This is a genomic window from Candidatus Nitrosocosmicus agrestis (assembly GCF_008389435.1).
Classification (GTDB): domain Archaea; phylum Thermoproteota; class Nitrososphaeria; order Nitrososphaerales; family Nitrososphaeraceae; genus Nitrosocosmicus; species Nitrosocosmicus agrestis.
Map to the genome: position 1 here is coordinate 165,054 of NZ_VUYS01000004.1, position 21,629 is coordinate 186,682.

The 21,629-nt window shown below is 32.3% G+C and carries 22 protein-coding genes and 1 pseudogene; 10 read left to right on the forward strand and 13 right to left on the reverse strand.

Going from position 1 to position 21,629, the window contains the following annotated elements:
- Positions 1-191 precede the first annotated feature (191 nt).
- Complete coding sequence (locus tag F1Z66_RS03515) at positions 192-638, forward strand: hypothetical protein (protein WP_149862223.1); 447 nt, start codon at positions 192-194, stop codon at positions 636-638.
- 790 nt (positions 639-1,428) lie between these two features.
- On the opposite strand, the gene F1Z66_RS03520 is transcribed toward F1Z66_RS03515, so the two are convergent.
- Positions 1,429-2,319 carry an SDR family NAD(P)-dependent oxidoreductase gene (locus F1Z66_RS03520; RefSeq protein WP_149862224.1) on the reverse strand — a complete coding sequence of 297 codons (891 nt, stop codon included), beginning with the start codon at positions 2,317-2,319 and terminating at the stop codon, positions 1,429-1,431.
- A 505-nt stretch (positions 2,320-2,824) separates the two neighbouring features.
- Here F1Z66_RS03520 and F1Z66_RS15230 point away from each other — a divergent pair.
- Positions 2,825-2,992: a hypothetical protein gene (locus F1Z66_RS15230; protein WP_154670479.1), complete on the forward strand. Its 168-nt coding sequence runs from the start codon at positions 2,825-2,827 to the stop codon at positions 2,990-2,992.
- A gap of 150 nt (positions 2,993-3,142) precedes the next feature.
- Here F1Z66_RS15230 and F1Z66_RS15235 read toward each other — a convergent pair whose 3' ends face one another.
- The 4 genes from F1Z66_RS15235 to F1Z66_RS03535 form a co-directional block, all read right to left on the reverse strand.
- Positions 3,143-3,316 (reverse strand): hypothetical protein, encoded by a 174-nt coding sequence (locus F1Z66_RS15235; protein ID WP_195907462.1) that lies wholly within the window; start codon positions 3,314-3,316, stop codon positions 3,143-3,145.
- Positions 3,317-3,616: 300 nt separating this feature from the next.
- Entirely contained in the window at positions 3,617-3,862 is a 246-nt protein-coding gene (locus F1Z66_RS03525) for a hypothetical protein (protein ID WP_149862225.1), read from the reverse strand.
- Between the two features lie 757 nt (positions 3,863-4,619).
- Positions 4,620-4,862: a hypothetical protein gene (locus F1Z66_RS03530; RefSeq protein WP_149862226.1), complete on the reverse strand. Its 243-nt coding sequence runs from the start codon at positions 4,860-4,862 to the stop codon at positions 4,620-4,622.
- Positions 4,863-6,094: 1,232 nt separating this feature from the next.
- Positions 6,095-6,601, reverse strand: coding sequence for a CHRD domain-containing protein (locus F1Z66_RS03535; protein ID WP_149862227.1), 507 nt, complete (start codon positions 6,599-6,601; stop codon positions 6,095-6,097).
- 152 nt (positions 6,602-6,753) lie between these two features.
- Between F1Z66_RS03535 and F1Z66_RS03540 the strand changes: the two genes are divergently transcribed.
- From F1Z66_RS03540 to F1Z66_RS03555, 4 genes are all read left to right on the forward strand, one after another.
- The gene (locus F1Z66_RS03540; protein ID WP_149862228.1) at positions 6,754-7,005 is read left to right on the forward strand and encodes a hypothetical protein; all 252 of its coding nucleotides are present in this window, start codon (positions 6,754-6,756) and stop codon (positions 7,003-7,005) included.
- A 1,112-nt stretch (positions 7,006-8,117) separates the two neighbouring features.
- A complete protein-coding gene (locus tag F1Z66_RS03545; protein WP_149862229.1) occupies positions 8,118-8,441 on the forward strand; it encodes a hypothetical protein in 324 nt (107 codons plus the stop codon).
- Complete coding sequence (locus tag F1Z66_RS03550; protein WP_149862230.1) at positions 8,432-8,680, forward strand: hypothetical protein; 249 nt, start codon at positions 8,432-8,434, stop codon at positions 8,678-8,680. Before F1Z66_RS03545 ends, F1Z66_RS03550 begins: the two co-directional genes overlap by 10 nt.
- Before the next feature lie 386 nt (positions 8,681-9,066).
- Positions 9,067-9,558: a hypothetical protein gene (locus F1Z66_RS03555; RefSeq protein WP_149862231.1), complete on the forward strand. Its 492-nt coding sequence runs from the start codon at positions 9,067-9,069 to the stop codon at positions 9,556-9,558.
- 366 nt (positions 9,559-9,924) lie between these two features.
- Here F1Z66_RS03555 and F1Z66_RS15995 read toward each other — a convergent pair.
- The 4 genes and pseudogenes from F1Z66_RS15995 to F1Z66_RS03580 form a co-directional block, all read right to left on the reverse strand.
- Positions 9,925-11,466, reverse strand: a pseudogene (locus F1Z66_RS15995) (MFS transporter).
- 484 nt (positions 11,467-11,950) lie between these two features.
- A complete protein-coding gene (locus tag F1Z66_RS03570) occupies positions 11,951-12,151 on the reverse strand; it encodes a hypothetical protein (protein WP_149862234.1) in 201 nt (66 codons plus the stop codon).
- A gap of 1,132 nt (positions 12,152-13,283) precedes the next feature.
- A complete protein-coding gene (locus F1Z66_RS03575; protein WP_149862235.1) occupies positions 13,284-14,375 on the reverse strand; it encodes a tetratricopeptide repeat protein in 1,092 nt (363 codons plus the stop codon).
- A gap of 138 nt (positions 14,376-14,513) precedes the next feature.
- Positions 14,514-14,708 carry a CDGSH iron-sulfur domain-containing protein gene (locus tag F1Z66_RS03580; RefSeq protein WP_149862236.1) on the reverse strand — a complete coding sequence of 65 codons (195 nt, stop codon included), beginning with the start codon at positions 14,706-14,708 and terminating at the stop codon, positions 14,514-14,516.
- 138 nt (positions 14,709-14,846) lie between these two features.
- Here F1Z66_RS03580 and F1Z66_RS03585 point away from each other — a divergent pair, with 138 nt between their 5' ends.
- Positions 14,847-15,671 carry a hypothetical protein gene (locus F1Z66_RS03585; protein ID WP_149862237.1) on the forward strand — a complete coding sequence of 275 codons (825 nt, stop codon included), beginning with the start codon at positions 14,847-14,849 and terminating at the stop codon, positions 15,669-15,671.
- Between the two features lie 19 nt (positions 15,672-15,690).
- On the opposite strand, the gene F1Z66_RS03590 is transcribed toward F1Z66_RS03585, so the two are convergent.
- The gene (locus tag F1Z66_RS03590; protein WP_149862238.1) at positions 15,691-16,014 is read right to left on the reverse strand and encodes a hypothetical protein; all 324 of its coding nucleotides are present in this window, start codon (positions 16,012-16,014) and stop codon (positions 15,691-15,693) included.
- Between the two features lie 354 nt (positions 16,015-16,368).
- Positions 16,369-16,953, reverse strand: a complete 585-nt coding sequence (locus tag F1Z66_RS03595; RefSeq protein WP_159357549.1) for an MEDS domain-containing protein — start codon at positions 16,951-16,953, stop codon at positions 16,369-16,371.
- A gap of 386 nt (positions 16,954-17,339) precedes the next feature.
- Here F1Z66_RS03595 and F1Z66_RS03600 point away from each other — a divergent pair, with 386 nt between their 5' ends.
- Both F1Z66_RS03600 and F1Z66_RS03605 read left to right on the forward strand, forming a co-directional pair.
- Entirely contained in the window at positions 17,340-17,690 is a 351-nt protein-coding gene (locus F1Z66_RS03600; protein ID WP_149862240.1) for a hypothetical protein, read from the forward strand.
- Positions 17,691-17,724: 34 nt separating this feature from the next.
- On the forward strand, positions 17,725-17,982 hold the full coding sequence (locus F1Z66_RS03605; protein WP_149862241.1) for a hypothetical protein: 258 nt from the start codon (positions 17,725-17,727) through the stop codon (positions 17,980-17,982).
- A 240-nt stretch (positions 17,983-18,222) separates the two neighbouring features.
- On the opposite strand, the gene F1Z66_RS03610 is transcribed toward F1Z66_RS03605, so the two are convergent.
- The gene (locus F1Z66_RS03610) at positions 18,223-18,543 is read right to left on the reverse strand and encodes a hypothetical protein (RefSeq protein ID WP_149862242.1); all 321 of its coding nucleotides are present in this window, start codon (positions 18,541-18,543) and stop codon (positions 18,223-18,225) included.
- Between the two features lie 401 nt (positions 18,544-18,944).
- Between F1Z66_RS03610 and F1Z66_RS03615 the strand changes: the two genes are divergently transcribed.
- Complete coding sequence (locus tag F1Z66_RS03615) at positions 18,945-19,862, forward strand: SDR family oxidoreductase (protein WP_149862243.1); 918 nt, start codon at positions 18,945-18,947, stop codon at positions 19,860-19,862.
- A gap of 609 nt (positions 19,863-20,471) precedes the next feature.
- Here the strand turns inward: F1Z66_RS03615 and F1Z66_RS03620 are convergent.
- Positions 20,472-21,575 (reverse strand): Rieske 2Fe-2S domain-containing protein, encoded by a 1,104-nt coding sequence (locus F1Z66_RS03620; RefSeq protein ID WP_149862244.1) that lies wholly within the window; start codon positions 21,573-21,575, stop codon positions 20,472-20,474.
- Positions 21,576-21,629: the final 54 nt, after the last annotated feature.

A 21,629-nucleotide genomic window follows, 5' to 3' on the forward strand; every position in this document is an offset into this window, starting at 1 on the left:
ATTGTAATATTTCTCATTCAAGTCAACCTTTAGGGTTCCTGAAATCAACTAATTTAGCATCGACCCATACCAAACAATCTTTAATTACCATTGATTACTATTTTGTCGATTGATTAAATGAGTAAAATGAATAGACCCTCAATTCCTAATTTATTATACCATTATAACCTTTTTTATATTAAAATTGTTACATGAAGAAACTTATAAATTCAAACATAACCCTACTTTTAGCCTTTGTGCTGGCCTCCGCAATTTTTTCAATTAACGGAAGCGTATATGCACAAGATAATGAAGATGATGATCAAGATAATGATGGAACCAATCAAGACAACAATGCAAATGAAGGTACAAATGGAAATGTTAATCCTTTGACTGGTACAACCGATTCTGCTAGCGACGTTGCTGCAAACGTTACGGCATTTACCAATGCAACAACTCCAGAGGATGTAAGTAATCAGGTAGCTAATATATCAGATTCATCTAGTGCACCAGCAGAATTAGATTATACATCGGGACAAAACGCTTCTAGCACAAACGCTTCTAGCACAAACGCTTCTAGCACAAACGCTTCTAGCACAAACGCTTCTAGCACAAACGCTTCTAGCACAAACGCTTCTAGCACAAACGCCAGTCAATAAGATATAGTCGGCATTATGATGTCGACTACTTATCGACTATTATTTTGATTGTTCATTACTTTGCTTTCTGTCTTTATAAATAAAGATATTGGCGAGTTAATTGCATTACTTTCACTATCGTTTAGTGAACATTAATTAGTCAGTATTAGTAGTCCTTTTAAGTATTATTTACATATTGATTATTTCTTTATATTTTGACCTTAATGTTATGTTAGACCCAGTTTCGAAAATTCGATCTATTTACAATGTTTGTAACGGTTTTTTCCGTTAATGATTAACATGATTTATTCGATCGGACTGTTACGCTAGCAAACGACAAAACTAAGGCTCCAGGTTCTAGATTTAGTAGTCAATTATTTTGATAATTTGTACGAATATACAGAATCAAAAGTCAGATATTTCATTCAATTTGACTTCTACGTCATAATTAGATGAAATTTTAAAAGTATAAGATGTAGATGCTGATGAATCAAATTATATATCAAATTGGAGTAGCATTGTCGGACAATTGGAGTAGCAGTTATAATTACTAAAGGCAAATACTTGATTTATTATTACCGAATAACCACGCAATGATGTTGACTGATATGCTGCTATAATATATGGTGGAGTTGACTTACCATTCCCATTTGGATAGCAGCAATACGTTCTACAGAATAATGAATACCCTTTTATGAAAAATAACTATCTTAGACAATATAGTCAACCCCACACCCCTATTACAAAACAGACTTGTTTGTACCGGTCCAAAATAACCTGATTAACCAGTCCTCGCAATAATTAACAGTTGTCAATAAAGCACCTCAGCATAATAATTAGGACGCTTTAGCGTTAATCCACCGTCAACTGGGATCATTGATCCCGTTATATAACTGGCTCCATCGGATGCCAAGAAAAGAGCGACTTTCGAGATTTCGTGTGGCATACCAATCCTTCTTAAGGGAACTTTACTCCCCTCATATTTCCTCCTGTCGATATCGTTAATTATTTCTTGATTCATATCATCAAACACCAAACCAGGTACAATTCCATTAACTCGTATTCCCCTATCTGCTAATTCTAAAGCAATCGATTTAGTTAAGGATTCGATACGAGCCATGGAATCGACGTAAGGGTCCACGCCAAAATTAAACTCTGTAAACGAATTTACCGTTTCCTGAGTTAAGCACCCTTGGCAGGAAGATATATTGATAATAGATAAATTACCATCGTCATTATCAGATAACTTTCTGGTTACAGCAGCTTTAATACAATAATAAATACCTCTGATCAGAGGATCCGATGTTTGATATTCCTCTGGAATGGAATAGGAAGATGGTTGTTGGAGTTGTTGTATTTTGTTTTCAGGGATACATTCTTCATCACTAGTTATCTTTGGATTATTGGTTATTTTTCCGTTATTAATTAATACATCAAGCCTTCCCCATTTTTTTATTACTTCTTCGATCAGTTTGTCCGCAAATCCATTTTCAGATATATCGCCTACAAAATAAGATATGTTATCGGTATCTCCTTCTGTACTTGAAATATCTGTAACCATATCTTTTAATGCATGTTCATCTGATGAATTTATAAAAACTTTATAGCCAGAATCTAAGAAATCTTTTACTAGTGACTTTTCAATTCCCTGACTTGAACCAGTAATAATGGCTACGGGATTAGCTTCACTGTGGAGAGACATATACTGACATTAATACAACAAAATATATGAACACCACATCAATGAATTAAATTGTAAGGTATGGTAGAAAAGATTACCGATTTACAATTTGAATACTCAATCAGACCTTCTTACGGAAACAATGCTTAGATATTAAAAAGTCAGGTTCTTTTCTCAAGTATAAATATCTAAAGAAAGTATAATTTTCTATATTTATATAATTTGATCGAGAAAAAAAGATTGCCTGATACTATCTATAAATATCGATTTGAATGAACGTCAGAATATCAAACTAGATCACTGTATTCGCGAAACCTCCAAGACAATCTTGACAAATATATTTATGAATATATCTTACTCCACCATTAAAAATCCTATTTATACAAAAATGCTCTATTGATAATATTCTGAGTCCCAAAGTCGAGAATCAAACTTTTGCTTTTCAATCCCACAATTGATTCTCATTACCATAATTTGGTAATATTAACGTCATTTATACAAAATAATCTTAACACAAAATATACATATGAACCCTGAAAAAATTTTGACGCAAGGCCACACCTTGGATCCTTCATTTACAAAGAATGGGCAGTTAAATGTTGTCTATGAGGTCAACAAGACAGGTCCAATTCCTATTGATTTAAGGCATTCTATTAAATGTCAGACTTTGATGATGAAGTTTACCAGCATCTAAAGGATATTATAATTAAAATGAAAAGATTTTTTTATTTTTCATAAATCAAAAAATAAACAGATAATATGAAGGATGGGGTCGTAATATAAAATACGAGCGAATTCAATTCACTGTCAGTTGTTCCAAACCTATTCACTATTTATACATTTTCTATATACGACTAACTAGCGGTAAGACGATATCGACAGGAGTTCCAGTTTTAACTAATTCCAACCCTACAGGTGCTATTACTAAGATCCCAAAAAGAAATCTTAGTAAAAGCACTATTACTATAATTGCGACTATAACCAAAATAATGGTCCAAAGTGTTCCGAGCATATACATGTATTCATATAAATAATAGTTTATATACTTCGGTCATGTTTTACTTATTCTGCAGTCATTGATAATAAGTTATAACAATAAGGTAACTATTATAAAGGTCATCAAAAGAATTTGAAATAAAACTAGTAAAGTTTACTGAAGTGATATTATCATTATTTTACCGTAATAATAGGCAAATGGATAGATCTATATCACTATCAGGGAAATTTTTAACAGAATATTCAATCCCAAATAAAGTAATTATATGTAGTCCTCATATCAGTAAATTATCGATCCCTTGATAGAGCTATAGATAAATATTTAATTAGCATGGAATGTTTTCATAAATTTGTTAATTGCTTCTTCCTCTGAAACAGCAAACGTTAAGACCTTGCCATCGTAATTTTCTACCTTATATTGAGGAAGACTAAATATCTCCTTATTTCCTATTCCACGTTGAGTCAAGATTATGCCATTTGATACTTCCTGTACCTCGCCTAAATCAGATTCATTATTGCCTTTCGCTTCTTTTTTTATAACATCGTTCCAATCAATATCTTTATACATATATAATTAAAAAAAACATTTTATTTATACTTCGATTAGGTATGCTAATTCAAATTCAAGAGGAACAAAAAATATAACAAATTTGAGGCTTTTTTTTATGACTAAATTATAAATATCATAATTTCTAATCAATTAGAGACTAGAAACAAACCAGCATGTTATTTTTGTTATGGCATGACTATCAGATTTGCATTTTTATAAATACGAGAAGAGAATTTGTTTTAAATTCATTTTTGATGGTTGATTGTAAATCGATATCTGAATTGTAATGTGGTATGCTTATTTCTACAATCATTTAAGAAATTATTGGGTTTTATGTTGACAACATGCGCTTGTAATTCCCAATTCTAATCCACTGCGTCACAATCTTGGATAATTGAGAATAGTAATAATAAATCAGAAGCTGTTTCTTACACTGTACGTTTATATCTTTGTTGACATCTTGTTATGAATAATATTTTTCTTAAAATCGTTTTTTATGTGGATAGACGAAATACCCTCGTTGAACTATGACCTAATTCTCCCTATGTGAAAGGAAATTCCATTTCTTCAAAAAAAAAGACCATATCGTTAACCAAATGCAAATTAGTATCAGAAAACTAACGATAAAAATACACTTGTAATCGCGCTTATTCCAACTGCCATCTATTAAAATAGCATAACAAACCGACAACCATTATCTGTTCACACTAAAATAATATCTCTCAAAATTCCATATATAATTAAATGCGATCTTTAGCGTCACAATTTACTCAATCTACAAGTCATTGGTCCTTCTTCTATTAATTATATACTTTCTAAAAAGATACATCTCATCTCCAAAACCGAAATAATGCCAAAGATATCTATTAACAATCATTGAAACAATAAACCAAATTATGCTGTTCACAACAATTGCAAATAGAAAGCCATAATAATATGTCATTATGGCTCCAGTTATTGTTCCACCGATGAGATAAGGGACCTGACGCTTTAACGTTGTCTTCAGGATACTGTCCATTCTAATTATGAAGGTAAAACATCCTTCTTATTCATCTACATTCTTTTATTATTGGAATGTATAATTGGAGATTCGTTATAGATACTATATAAATTATATATTGTATGTTTATCTTGACAAAATCAAGTATCATGAGTTAGCTTGCAATGAAAAGTATTTTCCATATCAATACCAGTTATCGTTTTTATACTTTGAATTTTTGAATCGCTATTCTTTAGATAAAGATAGAAAATTGGTTAAATAGTGATATTTTTTAACTAAATCTGATTGTGATTAATAAGGTTTGTGAAAAGTTTCGGCAACATATACAGAAATACGGAAAAATAATATCTCATATTATTAGAGACATAGATAAAGAGTAGCATTATGACCATAAATTGGATCAAAAAAAACCCCATCGTAATACTTTAAAAATACTCTAAATTTGTTAAGTGCTCTTGGTCATTGAAAAATTGATGCGAATGAGTGACTCAGAGTGACTCATTTTAAGAAAAAAGTCGTTGATTTGAATAAAAGGAAAGCCCAAATTTTCTATTTTTTTAGCAATCTCGAAGAGGAATCGAATGTGATGGATCATAGTCCTAAATTCCTCATGACTTGGCCACAATTCGAAAGAGATTCAAACACCTGAAAAATAATCAACAAAATGACATTAGAGTCGTATTCAATAAAAAGACCCTTCACATTACAAGCTTAGATAGACAATCAATCACTTTCTCCCATGGATTTGAGTACACATGTATGGATAGATGTTTTAAAAATTCAAAATATTCTTTTACGGTTAGTCACTCCTTATCTATCATTGAAAAGAATTAGAAAATAAAATTCATAAAGCCGGTGACCTTCAAATTACCATGCATTCTGTTTAGATTTTCATATTCAAAGAGAAATAACAGATCATATTTTGAAATCATGAAATCAACGAATTCATTATATATATTCGCCAAAAAACTATCTATATACATAAAGAACTTGTGAAGGCAGCCAGTCATTTTAAAGGAAAGTATACGAAAATGTTTCTCAATCGACATTAAAACAATGAACTTGATTCCTTCACAAGGTAACATTAAGTTTTAGAATTATCGCTACCTCGTTACAGGTTCTATTTCTGTTACAAAATAGTAGCAATTTATTAAGAAACTCTTCTAAAAAATATATTATCAATAAGTGAACTATACACCATTTCCTCAAAACATGTAGAAATATAGATTTTTAAAAATAGTGAGAAATTTTTATTCTACGCTCGTTATTTGTCCCCTTATATCACCATCTGGGTTCTGAACAGTATGAATGTTTACATATGTGCTGCCATTCTTCATTGCAATTATCAGGTCACCAATAGTCTTATTTTGTAATGGACCTTCTAATTCAGCTTCAGCTATATTGCTATTTATTGTTGCCTGATCACGTGGTGGGTCAAATTTAAACAGTGTTACTACAATAGGCCCGTTGGTACCGTTTGCTCCACTATGAATATGTGCTTGGGTAATTTGTTGCATTCCTGTTGTGTTTAGATAATAGTCAATGGTGTTGTTGGTTGGAAATACAGGTACTAAAGTTACCTCACCTGTTGCTGCAGAATTAGTTGGTGGAACTTCCTGTTGTCCCGTCAGATTTGCTCCAAAGTGGTGGTTTGCAAAAGCTACTGAGGGAGTTAAGCTTGTAGATACTATAATACCAAATGTTGCTGCGGCTAGAGATAGTACCATTAATGTCATTATAGAGTTACTTATTTTCATCACCTATTAAAGAAAATGCTAGTATATAACGTATTTGATAAAAGAATGTTTTTTTAACCCAAAACTTAACTTTTATAGAATTTTATTTAATTTAATCTCATCTTTCTTTGACATATTAAATATTTTTATATAACTATAAATTAATTGAAATAATGAATGTTAAGTCAAAATTGTTTGCGATAGCAATTGCCGTGACATCATTGGCAATGGCGCCTTCTTTGTTTAATATCAACACTGCAGACGCAGCATCGCATTGGTGTGAGAATCAAGGAAAATCAAATGCTTGGATAGCAGGATGTAAAGATGGATGGTATGACCATGATCATTGTTTATCATATAATCCTGGAACAAGTGACTACGCTCACGGATATAATGCAGGATGGAAGAAAGGACACTGCAAGTAAACAACTCCTAAATTTTTTGTATACCTCAAGTTCAGTACTTTTTTAGATCCATTGCTGAAATAGGCATAATACGCCAGAGTTTATGATCAATAATAATATATGACATTTATGACAATTCCAATAGAATTTCATAGTGCATGATTTTACAACAGTTTGATCAATATCATGTTTCAGACAAGTATTTATTAACCACATATCAAATGTTGCTGAACTATGTTGTACATTTTCAAGTGTTTCTTTTTTTAGATAAAATATAGTTATTACAACAATAAGTTACAATCCTGAACTGTAACGTTATTCAATAATAAATATCATGAAATTTTAAAATTTTTAACCTACGATTAGGATTTCGCTTCAATATTGTTCTTACATATGTATGAAACTATCAATATAAGATGACATCTTTATTAAAAATCTTGGCATAATGTAGTCTTTTAAAGTGGATCGCAACTAACCCAAACACAAATACCTATCGATTATTATCAGTGGTCAGTTAATACCTAAATGCTAATCAATGTATCTAGACACAGTTAGTTATAGGAGATCGTTAGAATTTACTGGCTTTCCGAAGATGTATCAAGTATAAACAAACAATATATCCTGATTAAACAAATCCCCCATGATTTACCAGATAATAAAGAATCGACACTCGTTAATTTCTTAAGTAATAGTTCGTTTGATTTTTACGAGATTTACGCAAATGAAATTAAATGACTATAAATAAAAGAGATAAATCATTTCTCCTTTAATAATCAGATATTAGATTACCGGTGCTCTGCCTCAGTTACACTTCCGTTTTCAACAACTACTGTAATTTGCACTGCGCGTGTTAGATGCCGACAGGTTTTTATTGTGCCTACATATCTCCTTATTCACCAATTTCACAAGAACCTCTTCTAACGCCTACTTCAAAACTAACATCTTGCATATCGAATGCTTGTTCAAATTCATCTTTGGTCATGGGCTTTAGTAATGTCTGAGTCTAACACATGTTGTCCTGCATCCAAAGTTACTTAATAGTACCAAGTAAGGATCCTGGAAATGATAATTGAATTTGATGGCTCTGTTCAGTTAACGATAAGCCTATAGCTTGAAAGCATTCCATTTCTTTTATGCTTACTAGAAACAGAACGCCTTCAAAGTATGTATATTATGGGTTGCATTTGTACTTTTCAGGCCTATCCTTAAGGAAAGCCTCGGAAAGATTATCTCAGATATACAAGAGAAATCACGTTTCCATTTGGAATTGGATTCAAAAGTACAAGCCTCAAAAGCTGAAGTCAACTAGAAGAAGAGTTCTAGAGTATATCATAGATGAGACCATGTTGAAGGTGGGATCAGAGTTTGTCTGGCTCTGGGTTGCAACTGAACCCGAAAACAGGCAAATTCTCGCACTTCTTTTGCTAATAAATCTAAAGAAAGAAACATGTTTGTAGCTGAAAGATTCATTTCAGGTTTAGTCAAGATTCATGGAATTCATCCAGTTTCAACTGATGGAGGTACTTGGTATCCAATGGCCTGTAGATTCTTAAATCTCGATCATCACATTCATTCCTCTCTGGAGAAAAGTCTGATTGAAAGAAAGATGCAATACATAAAGGATAGAACCGAAAGTTTCGATGACTACTTTCCTTGTAGACTAAAGAATTGCAAGTTAAAGCATGTACGGAATTGACTGCGGCTCTTTGTAGACTATCATAACAATGAAATAAAACATATTAAGTGAACAGAGCCAATTTGATCATTTATATCCATAGTAACACGGAAAGAGCTTGGTGGAACAATATCCAGAGATGCACCACAGACGGCTCCATCATAAGGTAAGCCAATTAAATTTCTCCAAACCAAAGTTAAAGATAATTTTCTTGCAGAATGTAAAAATGAAAGGACCAGATTGGTTTCAGGCTATTTAGGCAGATATCCTTGCCATTTTGACCATTATATGAAATTAAAATACAATTCCAAAATAAATAAAACTTTAATCAGCAGAACATATTGATTCTTTTAATACAATATTGTGCAAATGGAATTCTTAAATATTTTCCATTGTTTAAGTATTCAATGAATAATAACTATTTGGTGTTATGTGTTTTATCTTTCCTATCGATATTGTACCTTTATCCATTGGTGACTTTTAGTCCTGTTCAATCGCAGCAAGGAGGAGGATTACAGATAACACCAATTGTACAATGGAGTGAGAATGTAGAGGGTATGTTTAGTTATTGTGCCTATGAAGGAACCGTTACACTTGACTCACTTAATGATCCACAAGCCTTCTGTGTTATTCCTACTGCAGAGGTATCCTTTGAAAATATGAAGGCCTTTGTAGATGATGGTATTGACAATTATGAGCTAAAAAAAATAGAAACTCCTTCCGGATTATTTAAGGACGGAGCAACATATTCAATATGTGTAGCTTTTACCCCACAATCACAAAATGCTGGATTCAGTACTGCAGAAAGCTGCCAGCAATTTACCAACAAAAAAGGTAGTCATCCCGAAGAACCATTCATTAATTTAGATGATGGAGTAAAATTTACCAACAATCAATGATCTTTTAATTACTTTTTTGTATCCCAATGGCGCATATCATTTCATTTCTATTGATTCTTAGATTTTATATTGCTGACTTCCTAAAGAATTAATCGTCCACGAATAAAATAGATCAAATTCTAGGTGCTTCAGAGTATATGTTGACACGATAATTCCAAATATATACAAATGCACATCAATTTAAATCTGAAACTATCACTATCATAAAATAAATTCTAAATGTGTTCCCACAAAATTTTGTTATAGAGTGCGATGATAATGGATTATATAAATTGCGGTCCCAGCTCAAAATAAGTTTCTACAATATTCCCAAACATATCATTATATTTGAGGTCGCTAAGGGTAGATGCAACCCAGTAACTCATTTTACCAAATAGAAGATGATTTTCCTACATAGTGTACTACTTTTGGTGTCGGGCAATCCTTAATAAGGTCACTGATCTTATTTTCCATTACCTGAATATTCTTGGTAACAAATTCATGTTGACGCATATGGTCGGTCCAAGTATCGGCTATTCTGATTTCTATATAGTGACCCATGTCAGTCGGATCTTGGAATAATTCCCAGTAGGCCATTCCCTCGCTCTTTAGCAGACATCCTAATTCGCGTGTAATTTGCTCGAATCCTGCAGAAATGTTGGAATTGATACTACTATACTCTATTGTTATAAGAGCCTGATTTTTGTATTCCGAAGGCTCGATAGAATGTTGAGGAGGAAGTGGCCAGTGGTCGCTAACCGGTGTAAAATCAAGGTTATCCAACGATGTACTGTTATAATGTTTCTTTGTCAGTATAGTTGCAACCAAAGAAATAGCAGCCAAAGAAAGAGTAACCGGTATTCCAATCTCGTTTGCCACCGCTCCCCAAATTACACTTCCTATTGCTAATCCACCATTTAGTATCAGAAGATAAATTGCTAGGACCCTAGCACCTATCCATTTTGGTGCAGATTTTGCCCCTATAGTATAAAATGTTGAAAGTATTGTAATATGTGCCGCACCCCCTAGAGCCATAAGCAAGCAAAGAATCCCAAAATCTTGTATATACCCTACTGAAAATGTGACCATAGAGAGTAATGCGATGGATCCAATTATCATTGATTCAACCGAGACCTTTGGGCGCAACCTTGGTAAAAACTCAATTCCTCCAATTACAGCACCCATTCCAAATGATCCTAACAGCATTCCAAACCCGGTTGAATCAAAACCCAATTCATATTTAGCAAAATACGGTAATAAAGACAATAATGCACTGCTACATAATGTAAACAAACCTGCTCGGACAATCAATACTCACGAAGCTCGAGAATAGCGAATGTAGCGTATCTGAACACGAATAGCTCTTATCAAATTCTCTTGAGGCAATGAAGTTTGACTCTGATTTTCACTAAGGTCATTGCTGGATGCTACAGGCTTTTTGGCCAATCTCCTTAGTACAATGATCATTACGATAAAAGAGACTGAATTGAGAAAAAATACTGCCCAAGGTGCAATAGCAGCCACCAAAAAACCTCCAATGGTTGGTCCGATAACTCGACCTATGTTTCCTCCCAATGCACTGAGGGTAAGCGCCGCAGGTAGTTCGGATCTTGGTACCAGTCCACTCAGCATAGGGATAATGGGAGTTCTTATCATAGTCATCCCAGCTCCTAGTGCAAAAGTTAGCATAAGTAGTATTGTGGATGTAATAATTCCTGCCATAGTAAGAATTCCTAGTATGGCAGATATGATAGACATATATCCACATGTAATTAGCAATATCACACGTTTATCAAAAATGTCAGACAAGATCCCAGACGGTAATGCAAGTAGGAAAATAGGTAATGTAGTGGCGGTAGTAATAAGTGAGACAAACAGCGGATCTGAGGAAATAGAAGCCATTAGCCATGATGCTCCTACTTCATACATTGCAGCACCAACATAAGAAAAAAGGGCAGCAACCCATAACGACCATACATAGATGATTTGAAAGGACTTAGTCCTGACTGCGATGGTTTCTTACTCTCTTCATTTAACCCACCTTTTCTACCCATCAAAAATTACTATTCAATTGTTAGACATACGTTTTTCTAATTATCAGCAAACATTCCCAATATTTATGAAATGATTTAGAAGCATCCATAATAGAAGAGATCTCCTTTATTCAGAATAAGTATAGTATAAACCTGTTGTAGGCCATAATTTGACCCTTTCGAAGAATTATCGTTGATAGTTTGTAACAGGTAGTTTGGTGTAAATCAAGTATTCACGTGTATTCTATAGCAAAAAAAAGGATTGATAGATGCATAAGTAATGTCATTTGGTTAAAGTGGTATCGCTTCTTTTTTTCTATGTACAAGTTCATGAATCCCGTCAAAAGTAATATGAAAGTCTTTTCCATCTTCACAATGTATCATACTTTGCGATACCAAGTCTTCAATAGCTTATCGATTAAGGGTGGCATCGAATCGTCAATAGAATCCATTAATTCTTTGATGTTAGTTGAACTATTATTCCCCGTAGAGGTATGCGATATTAACAACTTTTCTAATACAAAACTTTCAACATTATGGAGACTTGCCGCCTCTTCTTGAAAATTTGACAACCTATTCACGATTTCACGTGACTATTATGCTTAAATTCTTATCCTTATCGATTAACTAATATGGATAGGTGAAAGCAAAAATAGGCTATTTTAACCACCAAATTTCGCAACACAATTTCCGAGGTTGATACTACAATCAAGACATCGACAAACATAAAATAAAAGTACACCTTGCAAGAACATAGAGATTTTAAATATCATTCAATATAGATGGTCTATTGATAATAGGGACTTTTGAGAAAAAAGGAGAGGGATAATTAATTAATATTAATTAAATACTAGTGGTAAAAAGTTTGCATAGACGGTGTGTCAAAATCGCTCTTCAAAATTGTTGAATTTAGTTCCCGACTATCGACAATTTTAAGCGTACAAGGTAATGAATCATCTATCAGGATGAACTTGGCTTATAGGAGTGATCGAGGCTTGAATTATCCATACTTCTTTAATGGCTTTGAAATCATTGATTTTAAATCTGTCCCGGGTAAGATAATTATTTTCCTATAGCATACATCTGTCCTGTCGGTGATTTTGAAATATCTAATCCAGTAAATTAAGGCATTGTGATATCAAAAATAATCAAATAATTATAATAATTTTGAATTGTTTGTAGTCTCTTCTGTCATCGTGACATTTTGGCAATGAATATACTTCATTTGACAATAGTCGGCAATTGTCAAATGAAACGTAGCGGTTGTCATCAATTATCATATATTCATCATTTTTTTTCGGTTCAAGACACATATAATTACAAATCTCGAAATTAATTCATTGAGTTAAAAATTTTGTTTTATATCTATCCATATGCCAACGTTCACTTTATTTTTAGATTGACAAAGGATTCAATCTAGTTTGCTAATTAGATTTTTTTAACTATGACGGGGTTAGCCGGTACCAAATAATTTGATGACAGTCAGTTATATGGTATCTATAATGATCCATAGTTACGTAAGTATTATTTAACAAAATTACGCCGACAATACTTTTGAGCAATTCACGTATACAACATCAAGCCCAATATCTATTTCGTAACACGTGGCAACCTGACGAATAATTAAATCCAGGAAAAGTAAAGTCGTATGTTTATGACTTTTTCATAAAAAAAGTCAAATCATTGAAACATTCAACACATCTTTGATCAAGATCATTGTATTTTAATATCACTCACATCCGGACTCGTGGAATAATTTTCAATATAATTGATTGCTTGAGTCTGATTCCCTAATTTACTAAGAGCAAAGGCTTTGCCGTGTAAAGCATATGGATTATTTGGATCGAATGTGAGAGCTTGATTGAAATAAGTTAGTGATTGCGAATAGTTACCTGCAATTCCTAATGAAGCACCCTTTATTATCAGAGCATTCGCATTTAAAGGATCAATTTGAATGGCTTTATCAGCATAGATAATGGCTCCGGTAAAATTATTTATCTTAAACAAATAATCAGCCTTGCCAGTCAAAGCAAAGGTATTATTACTATTAATTGAAAGAGACTTGTCTATAAAAAATATTGCATTGTTTTGATTGCCGAGATGGTCAAATGCTAAAGCCAAGCCATACAGTGAATTGGCATTATTGGGATTAATTGAAATTGCACGATTAAAGTATTTAATTGCTCCCGTGTGGTTGCCCGACATGTCTAATGCAAAACCCATATTATTTAATGTCATTGAATTGTTTGAATCGAAATCCAGAGCCCTCTTAAAGTATTTAACAGCATTAGTGTAATTCCCTAACCCAAAGGAAGACACTCCTTTATCAAACATTGATCTATTACTTGTTGTAGAATTTAAGGACAATACTTTCTCAAAGTATTTTATAGCATCCGTCATATTACCAGTGTTATAGAGGATTACACCCTTGCTGGCCAAAGCATCCATATTGGTAGGATCGATTTTTAAGATCTTGTTATAAATATGGACAGCATCAGTATGATTTCCAGAACTATCCATTGCCAATCCCTTTCCATGAAGCGCCATTGTATTATTAGGTTGTATATCTAGAACTCTATCAAAGAAATCAATCGCTGTAGAGTAGTTTCCTATGTTACTAAGATAATCTGCTTGATCAATTAAGTGAGAAATATTCATCAATAAGGTTTCGTCTTGGGCTAAAAGATAAGTAGGAGAGCAAAACTGTTCGATATTATTAATAAATAATATCAATCCACTTACGAGAATCACAATCCACAATCTTCGGACTCTAGTAATATCTAGAATAGAAGATAAAAGAGCCATTAATATTTTACATATAATAGATATTTAAGCTATTGGAAGTTTGTTAACTTTCAAGAAACGATAGAAATAGCAAGATTCTGAATATAGATGTTATAAATAAGAGAGATATTCGTGATTAAATTTTGTAATCGAACCAAGTTATTTTAATTCGGTCCGAGTTCCATCAGGGTTATATTGATAAACCTTGCCTGCTTCTTCATCGGCGGTTTTTTTATGGGATCCATCGCAAAATGGCTGATTATTAGTCAATCCACACATACAAATCCACTTGCTTTCATTTCCTACCTTTATTTGCATAGGACCTTTATCTTCCTTATGAATAATTCTCGTCATTGAAAATAAGAGATCATACTGAATTATAAATGTGTATATAGTGCAGACCTAAAACATCAAAATTGCATGGAAATTACTATTGTAATTTAGTTACTATTGGATTTATATACTCAATTTTGGCAAATAAGTTATCAGTTAATGAAGGATACAAACAATCAAGAAAGATCAGATCTGAATTCTTTTTCTCCTACTTTAATAACAACATATTCACAAAAAGCTGTATCTACAATTCGTTCCATAGAACGGATACTTTATTTGTTACTCTCTGTTTTGGTAGCATTTGCATTACTAGTACTCATTGATACTGCTGCTATAAAGGGTTACATACAATTCCTATCTGACGACGAATATGATGTGGTCCTTTCATTAATTGCATTGATTGCAATCGGCATTATGATCTTCTTGTTAAGGATTATTTTAAGGACCAGAAGAAAACTCGATAACTGGGCTTATGTATTTGAGAAAAATTCCATTGGATCTTTGATTAGTATAGGACTATCAAATTTGGATAAAAGGGCACTTTTATTTTCTATTGTAGAGAACATAGGCACTATTACTGAACCTATTAAAGAATATATTTTTGCAAATAACGACAATATTTTTTCATTCTTAGACCAAAAAATATCCGATAAAACTTACTTTGATATCTTAATAGATAGTGAAAAAATTAGATCCAGTGGCAATGATAGAGAAATTGAAATGATTATTAGTAAACTCAATGAGTATGGATCAATAATTGGGAAAATAATTTCTCATCCATCTACAATCCAGATTAATGAGATAAAGTCGTTTATTCAGGCCGTTCTTGAATACTCAAAATCCAAAAACAGGTTCGTCGGATTGGCATTGTTAGTTGGTAATGAGGTATCCAATGAAGCAATGGAATACGCAAAAAACTATTCAAACAAATCAATAGGATATCTCATAATAATCGAAAAACCTGGGATAATTAGTTCTGTTTAACTGTCTTCAAATAACATTTTTAATCAAACTCATGATCCAATTTATTAACGGATCTCGAAAAATCTAGAAAAGACTTTATCCATTCATGATATGCTGTTACACCTTTATCGGTTATTTTGTAAAAAGTGGAATTTGGGGTTTTAATTGACTGAATAAATCCATTATTTTCTAACTCATCCATAAGATTATTTATTCGATCTGATCTCTGTTGCTTTATTCCTGGCAATTTATTTATGATATGATATTTTGATATCGGTGTATCTCTTGAAGAAATACAAAGATATTCTAGGATGGATAGTATGGTATATTCAGGAGACAATCTTTTCTTACTTTTTATGCCCATTCTCTATCCCATTACAGCCCGTATTGATGCAATAGTGATTATATATTGATGTTAATATTTTTTATACATCTTTTTCGAATTACGAATGCTTATCTAAGTTTTTGGTTTACAGGATTAGGTCAGAAGATCATATGTATGATCCTGAATAAACATCTAAGCAACGAATAGACCATTGAAAACAACATCTTATCTACGGGATCCTAATAGCATATCAAAAATTTTTCATAATTTCTTTATTTATAATACATTTGCCATGTAAACCTTCTATCTTAATTATTGTAGAGGATCATCAGCCTTGGCCCGAGTGCAGGTTTGATGGACTAACATTAGTCTCATCGTAAACAAAATTCACAGTTATGTACTATTGATCTCTTTAATATTCATGATATTTTGCTTGACAGGTTCATTTACCTGGTAGCTGGGACATGTTTTTAGTATTGCTATTTGTTGTGGAGTCATAGTCTCAATGTCCTTGCTTTCATATACGTATATAGTGGTAATTGGAAAATTAAATAAATCCTGAAGGATTTTATCAAAACTAATTAAGGCATTGTCGAGCTTTTCTATCAAGAATCTATTGGTCTCTATCAAAAGTCGGACACCTTCCTTGTGTTCATTGACTGCTTTTTCAATGACAGATGCCCATCTATATAGAAATTCATCTGCATGGAGACAGCAGGATGGATTGAACCACTCTTCTGTTGTTCTTAAAAGAATATTACTACTTTTTAACTGAGATTCTTGCCTGGAAGTATAAGAAGACCTGTATAATTTATCACAGTCTTGAAAGCTTGAGTGGTCTTTCAAAAGAACTATTACTAATTCATTATTTTCAATACCATTTTTTATGAAGGGTACGAAATCGCATATTTGAAGGTCCTTTGAGTGGTACACAATAAATGCATGATTTCCTCGTTGCAACGAGTCAAACGATCCCATTACTTTAACACACATGAAACCGCTTTTTTCATATAAAAATAATGAAGTAATATAGTTCAGGTATCAAATAACACAGTTACTTTTGAATTCCTAACATGCATCATTGCAAAGCTTTATTGAAGCTACATAGTAAAATACAGAGAGCAAAAATATTTTCAAAGATTAAAAGAATCAAGTATCTTTAACTCCCATATGCTAGATTAATATTTACTCAATGTGGATGAAACCTTATTAACGCTACAACAAGATTCAACCTGAATTAAACAAAATATACATAAAAAATTAGTACGGTATTCATTTGTAATGTCAAGGGCAGTAATAATGTTACTAGGACTCTTAATTAAAGTGCTTTACTTTTTTTATATCCAAATTTCTAAAATGTAATAATGGTTAAAATTAGATCAAAAATATTCAGAAATAATGAAGTACAAGCACTTGTGCAGGAAAACCGTCAGTTGATAAAATCAAAATGGAAATTAATTCCAGATCCCATTGTTTGGACTTGGGAAGAAATTCGATATAACCAACATGAGATTAACAATCTTAGAAAAATATTAAATTCAAGAATTTTAAAAATGAATAAGAATTGGCTTAAAAAAGCAGACAATTCGGATTTATTCGACTGCAACAGCAATAAATCAATTTCACATGAAAAATATGCCCACGTCATGATAAAGAATCTCAGACAAAATAATAATAGCGGTAAATTGAACTGTTGTCAGTCTGAGGGTCTGTGATAAATTATAGATACAAGGAGAAGTGGTAGTAAAAATGAATATTACAATTTCTGAATCATTAATGATCTGTGAGGCCAAGTTATGTGGCTGTAATAATAAAAAGAAAGTGGTATATGGATTTTCTGAACCGGTTCATGGTTTATGCATTGATAAAAATCAACTAATATCGTCACAGATTCAAGCTTGCCGAAATTTAATACCAAATATAACTGATGAAACTGAATTAAAGACTGTACAGAAAGAGTTGGAGGAGCTAAATACTATAAATGAATATTCATTTCCTCAAAAATAGATACTTTTTAAACTTTTTTCTAAATGTCTAAAATAATAGAAACATTTATTACATGAATTTCAAAAAAAAATTTACCGTACCACATATCTTTAGATCAAACAAAAACTACTCCATATCCCTGAAAGACTCCGGAATCTCGATCCCAATCCGATAAATAGTAGACAAACCAAAGAAATAAGGTTACTCATATTCCAGATGAAAAGTCAATTTTTTAGAATTTGAAAGATGGTAACAGGTTAATTAAATCTGTTGACTTTCCATACAAGAGGGTAACTTACCACCATGACTTTCACGGAAGGCTATTAGCATTTGATTCTTTACTTCTTCATGATTCTTTGTAATTAAATAACTAAAGCGTTTTGCCTTACCAACACAAGGATCATACATAAATTCTAACAATGATTGTTTTACATTCATACTGCTACCAATATACAAGATTTTCATACTGGCGTGAACTTTAAACACTCCAGCCTGATCAGGTACGGTAGAAGATATAATTTCAGGGTCACCAAAATCTAACCAATCAGACCAGATTTGTTCTTCATTATCTTTGTTTTGCATATCTTTCTATTAACTTCCTACACTAGCATATAAAAATAATCCAAATCTAATCTTAAAGCATACATATTCATGATTTATTTCTTACCTTGAAAGTATTATCAACCACAATAGGATTAATTGTTATTTAGAAATCACTTATTCCGAATTAAGATATTTGAGTGTTTAATTGATGACACAGTTCTAATAAAATTTTCAAAATTGGAATTTTTTTATATAGTTAAAATTTGAACACACATACCAACGTGATCTAATACTATATTGAATTTTGCAGAAACTATTTAGATTCGAGCTGATAAATAGACATTATTTCATCCTTTCATTGTTCTGATTCTAGTAAAGTAATTAGATCTTGATTTTTTAAAAAAACACATTTACTGTTGTATTAATTAGTCTATTAACATATGTCCGAAAATTACACTGAGGTGGCTGTTGTTACGGGTAGTTCATCAGGTATTGGATTTGAGACATGTTTAGAGATTGGTAGGAATGGATTTATTGTTTGTGCTACCATGAGAGACACGCAAAAATCTAAAGAACTTGAAAAAAAAGCAGAAAAAGAAAAGATTTCGCTAAAAGTGTATGAAATGGACGTCAATCACGATTTTTCGGTGAAAAATACTATTTCAGATATTGTAAAAAGTTATGGCAGAATAGATGTTGTGGTAAATAATGCTGGCTATGGTCTTTTTGGTGCTGTTGAGGATCTATCAATTCAAGATATCAAGAGTCAATTCGAGACAAATGTCTTTGGCATTATAAGGGTAATCCAAAATGTCCTTCCTGCAATGAGAATGCAGTGTAGTGGAACGATAGTAAATATAAGTTCGCTTGCAGGTATAGCAGGATTTCCTTCTCAGAGCATTTATTGCGGTACAAAATATGCTGTGGAGGGAATATCAGAGGCATTATCTTATGAATTAGGCCCATTAGGTATTAAGGTAGTGTTGATAGAACCAGGCGTAATTAATACTGAATTTGTACAAGACCTTGTTGTTCCTGATTTTAAGTATGATATCAATAAGAATGGCAAGATTATTAAAAACAATGAATCTGAGAATCAAAAATCGTCTGAATCTCTATACAATAAAACAATAGCTAAATTCTTAGAGTTTTACTTTAATGCCATGAGTAAAGCTCCCGGTCCGAACTTGGTCGCTACCGAAATACTAGCATCATATACAAAAGTAAACAGTAAAGAATATTCGGGAAATTTATTAAGGGTGCCAATTGGATCTGACGCCACAAAATACTCAAAACTTAAGAAAGATTTGTCAGACACTGAATTTCACAATTTAATAGTTGATAATTTGTTGAAATAGCAATCTTTTCTTTAGTATAATGGATCTTTCTCTAATCAAAGAACAACAAAAAAATTACTATAGTATAATAAGAATAATGAGATATTTTCTATAACTAGGTAATGGAGAAATGGCTCCGGTGTGAAGACTATTATAACAATCAGATCCCTTAATTTATGAGAATAAAAGAAAAAAATGAAACCATATTTCAAACTAGTAAATAAATTGTTCAAAGTTTATACAGGGTTATAATTTACACTGTTTTTAGATATACTAGGATAAAAAGGATAAGAGATAGTGAAGGCGACAAAATTATCATTGTATCCAAGATGTGACTTTATATAAAATTGCATATTTAAAAAAAAGTATTTGCAAAATAATGAAATCTAGAAAGTTGTCATTTTTGCATCAACATCATTTGAGGTTATTATAATGTCTATGATATTCAAATGACTAATGGAATCTTTTAATGGGTAATTATCTATTGTTTTCATCAGCTCATTGTATAAATCTCTCATTTTAAGATACACCAAATATTATTGTGAATAAATCCTATAACACATAGGATTTGAAAGTAATTGTCTCGTTTTGGCAAAAGATCTTTGGCTAAGGATGAAAAGAAGGATCTAATTATTTTTTCATTTCTATTTTTCTAGCTTTTCTTCCTGAAAGTACAATTTTTTGTTTGACAAGATCACTTGCTATGATTATTCTAGCCATTTCTACACTTCTCCTAGCCAAATCCTTTGCGCCTTCTTTTAAATCACTACTATTCTCAACATCGGAGATATTATTTTCCATATCTTCTGCAGACCACCCTCTAGAATGAGCGATGAACGGGAATTGAGGAAATAGGAAACCAAGTTCTGCAAAAAAGCCAAGCATGTGGCCAGCAACATCCTGAACGTTATCCTGACCACCAGTTATAATAAAGGAGGCTATCTTATTCTTGATAAGGATTTTATTTCTGACGGTGATTTGATTCTGAATACAATTTAGTCGTTCAGCCATTTTATAATACAGTGAACTTGCCGCACCCCACCGAATTGGAGTTGACAAAATAATGACATCAGCCCAATGGACAAGTGCTTCGTAAACCTTATCCAATTGATCATTAGAATCCATTTGTGTAATAGAGCATGGCCAAGTACAAGCTTGGGCACTTTTAGAATAATAACCCTCACAGCTTTTAAAGTTCAGATCATTTAAGCTTATCAACATAGTATTGCAATTCAAATCATTTTTTGCATATTCTAAGGCAATTTTGAGCAATTTTTCAGAGGTTGAATATCGGGGATTCTGTTTGTCCATTATTGTGGTAGAGATACCTACTACCCTAATAGGACCAGAGGTACGTACAGGTTCTCTAGATATAGGATGAGAAGGATGTGGTAGTTTATTTCGAGTTGTAGTAGGATTGAGATCGATGTATAAATCATTCTTCTCGATTTTAAGCCTATAACGAGGAACTCTATCATCTTCAAATCCAGGCTCGCCAAATCCAGTTATTCGATGAAATTTCCAGTTATGCCAAGGACACACCACATAATCTTCAGATAATTTCCCTTTTCCTAAGGGCCCTCCCAAGTGATTGCAAATATTAGAAATAGCACCAAATTTTTCATCACAAAAAGACAAAGCAATGGTAAGTTTGTCATTGATCTTAATTTCTCTAAGAGATGGATCCTTAAAATCGTCGACTGTCCCTAACTTATACCAATTTTCGCCACTCATATAGTAATATCATATCTTAATCAAAGTACTTTATTTAAGAATTGAACAAAACTT

What these genes read in the sequence shown, in the direction of transcription:
- F1Z66_RS03595 (WP_159357549.1), bottom strand. Translation starts at nt 16,953, where the DNA reads ATGGGATCGTTTGACTCGTTGCAACGAGGAAATCATGCATTTATTGTG.
- F1Z66_RS03615 (WP_149862243.1), top strand. Translation starts at nt 18,945, where the DNA reads ATGTCCGAAAATTACACTGAGGTGGCTGTTGTTACGGGTAGTTCATCA.
- F1Z66_RS03540 (WP_149862228.1), top strand. Translation starts at nt 6,754, where the DNA reads ATGAATGTTAAGTCAAAATTGTTTGCGATAGCAATTGCCGTGACATCA.
- F1Z66_RS03585 (WP_149862237.1), top strand. Translation starts at nt 14,847, where the DNA reads ATGAAGGATACAAACAATCAAGAAAGATCAGATCTGAATTCTTTTTCT.
- F1Z66_RS03515 (WP_149862223.1), top strand. Translation starts at nt 192, where the DNA reads ATGAAGAAACTTATAAATTCAAACATAACCCTACTTTTAGCCTTTGTG.
- F1Z66_RS03600 (WP_149862240.1), top strand. Translation starts at nt 17,340, where the DNA reads ATGGTTAAAATTAGATCAAAAATATTCAGAAATAATGAAGTACAAGCA.
- F1Z66_RS03545 (WP_149862229.1), top strand. Translation starts at nt 8,118, where the DNA reads ATGCTTACTAGAAACAGAACGCCTTCAAAGTATGTATATTATGGGTTG.
- F1Z66_RS03605 (WP_149862241.1), top strand. Translation starts at nt 17,725, where the DNA reads ATGAATATTACAATTTCTGAATCATTAATGATCTGTGAGGCCAAGTTA.
- F1Z66_RS03620 (WP_149862244.1), bottom strand. Translation starts at nt 21,575, where the DNA reads ATGAGTGGCGAAAATTGGTATAAGTTAGGGACAGTCGACGATTTTAAG.
- F1Z66_RS03580 (WP_149862236.1), bottom strand. Translation starts at nt 14,708, where the DNA reads ATGACGAGAATTATTCATAAGGAAGATAAAGGTCCTATGCAAATAAAG.
- F1Z66_RS03520 (WP_149862224.1), bottom strand. Translation starts at nt 2,319, where the DNA reads ATGTCTCTCCACAGTGAAGCTAATCCCGTAGCCATTATTACTGGTTCA.
- F1Z66_RS15235 (WP_195907462.1), bottom strand. Translation starts at nt 3,316, where the DNA reads ATGTATATGCTCGGAACACTTTGGACCATTATTTTGGTTATAGTCGCA.
- F1Z66_RS03530 (WP_149862226.1), bottom strand. Translation starts at nt 4,862, where the DNA reads ATGGACAGTATCCTGAAGACAACGTTAAAGCGTCAGGTCCCTTATCTC.
- F1Z66_RS03575 (WP_149862235.1), bottom strand. Translation starts at nt 14,375, where the DNA reads ATGGCTCTTTTATCTTCTATTCTAGATATTACTAGAGTCCGAAGATTG.
- F1Z66_RS03535 (WP_149862227.1), bottom strand. Translation starts at nt 6,601, where the DNA reads ATGAAAATAAGTAACTCTATAATGACATTAATGGTACTATCTCTAGCC.
- F1Z66_RS03525 (WP_149862225.1), bottom strand. Translation starts at nt 3,862, where the DNA reads ATGTATAAAGATATTGATTGGAACGATGTTATAAAAAAAGAAGCGAAA.
- F1Z66_RS03610 (WP_149862242.1), bottom strand. Translation starts at nt 18,543, where the DNA reads ATGCAAAACAAAGATAATGAAGAACAAATCTGGTCTGATTGGTTAGAT.
- F1Z66_RS15230 (WP_154670479.1), top strand. Translation starts at nt 2,825, where the DNA reads ATGAACCCTGAAAAAATTTTGACGCAAGGCCACACCTTGGATCCTTCA.
- F1Z66_RS03555 (WP_149862231.1), top strand. Translation starts at nt 9,067, where the DNA reads ATGAATAATAACTATTTGGTGTTATGTGTTTTATCTTTCCTATCGATA.
- F1Z66_RS03550 (WP_149862230.1), top strand. Translation starts at nt 8,432, where the DNA reads ATGTTTGTAGCTGAAAGATTCATTTCAGGTTTAGTCAAGATTCATGGA.
- F1Z66_RS03590 (WP_149862238.1), bottom strand. Translation starts at nt 16,014, where the DNA reads ATGGGCATAAAAAGTAAGAAAAGATTGTCTCCTGAATATACCATACTA.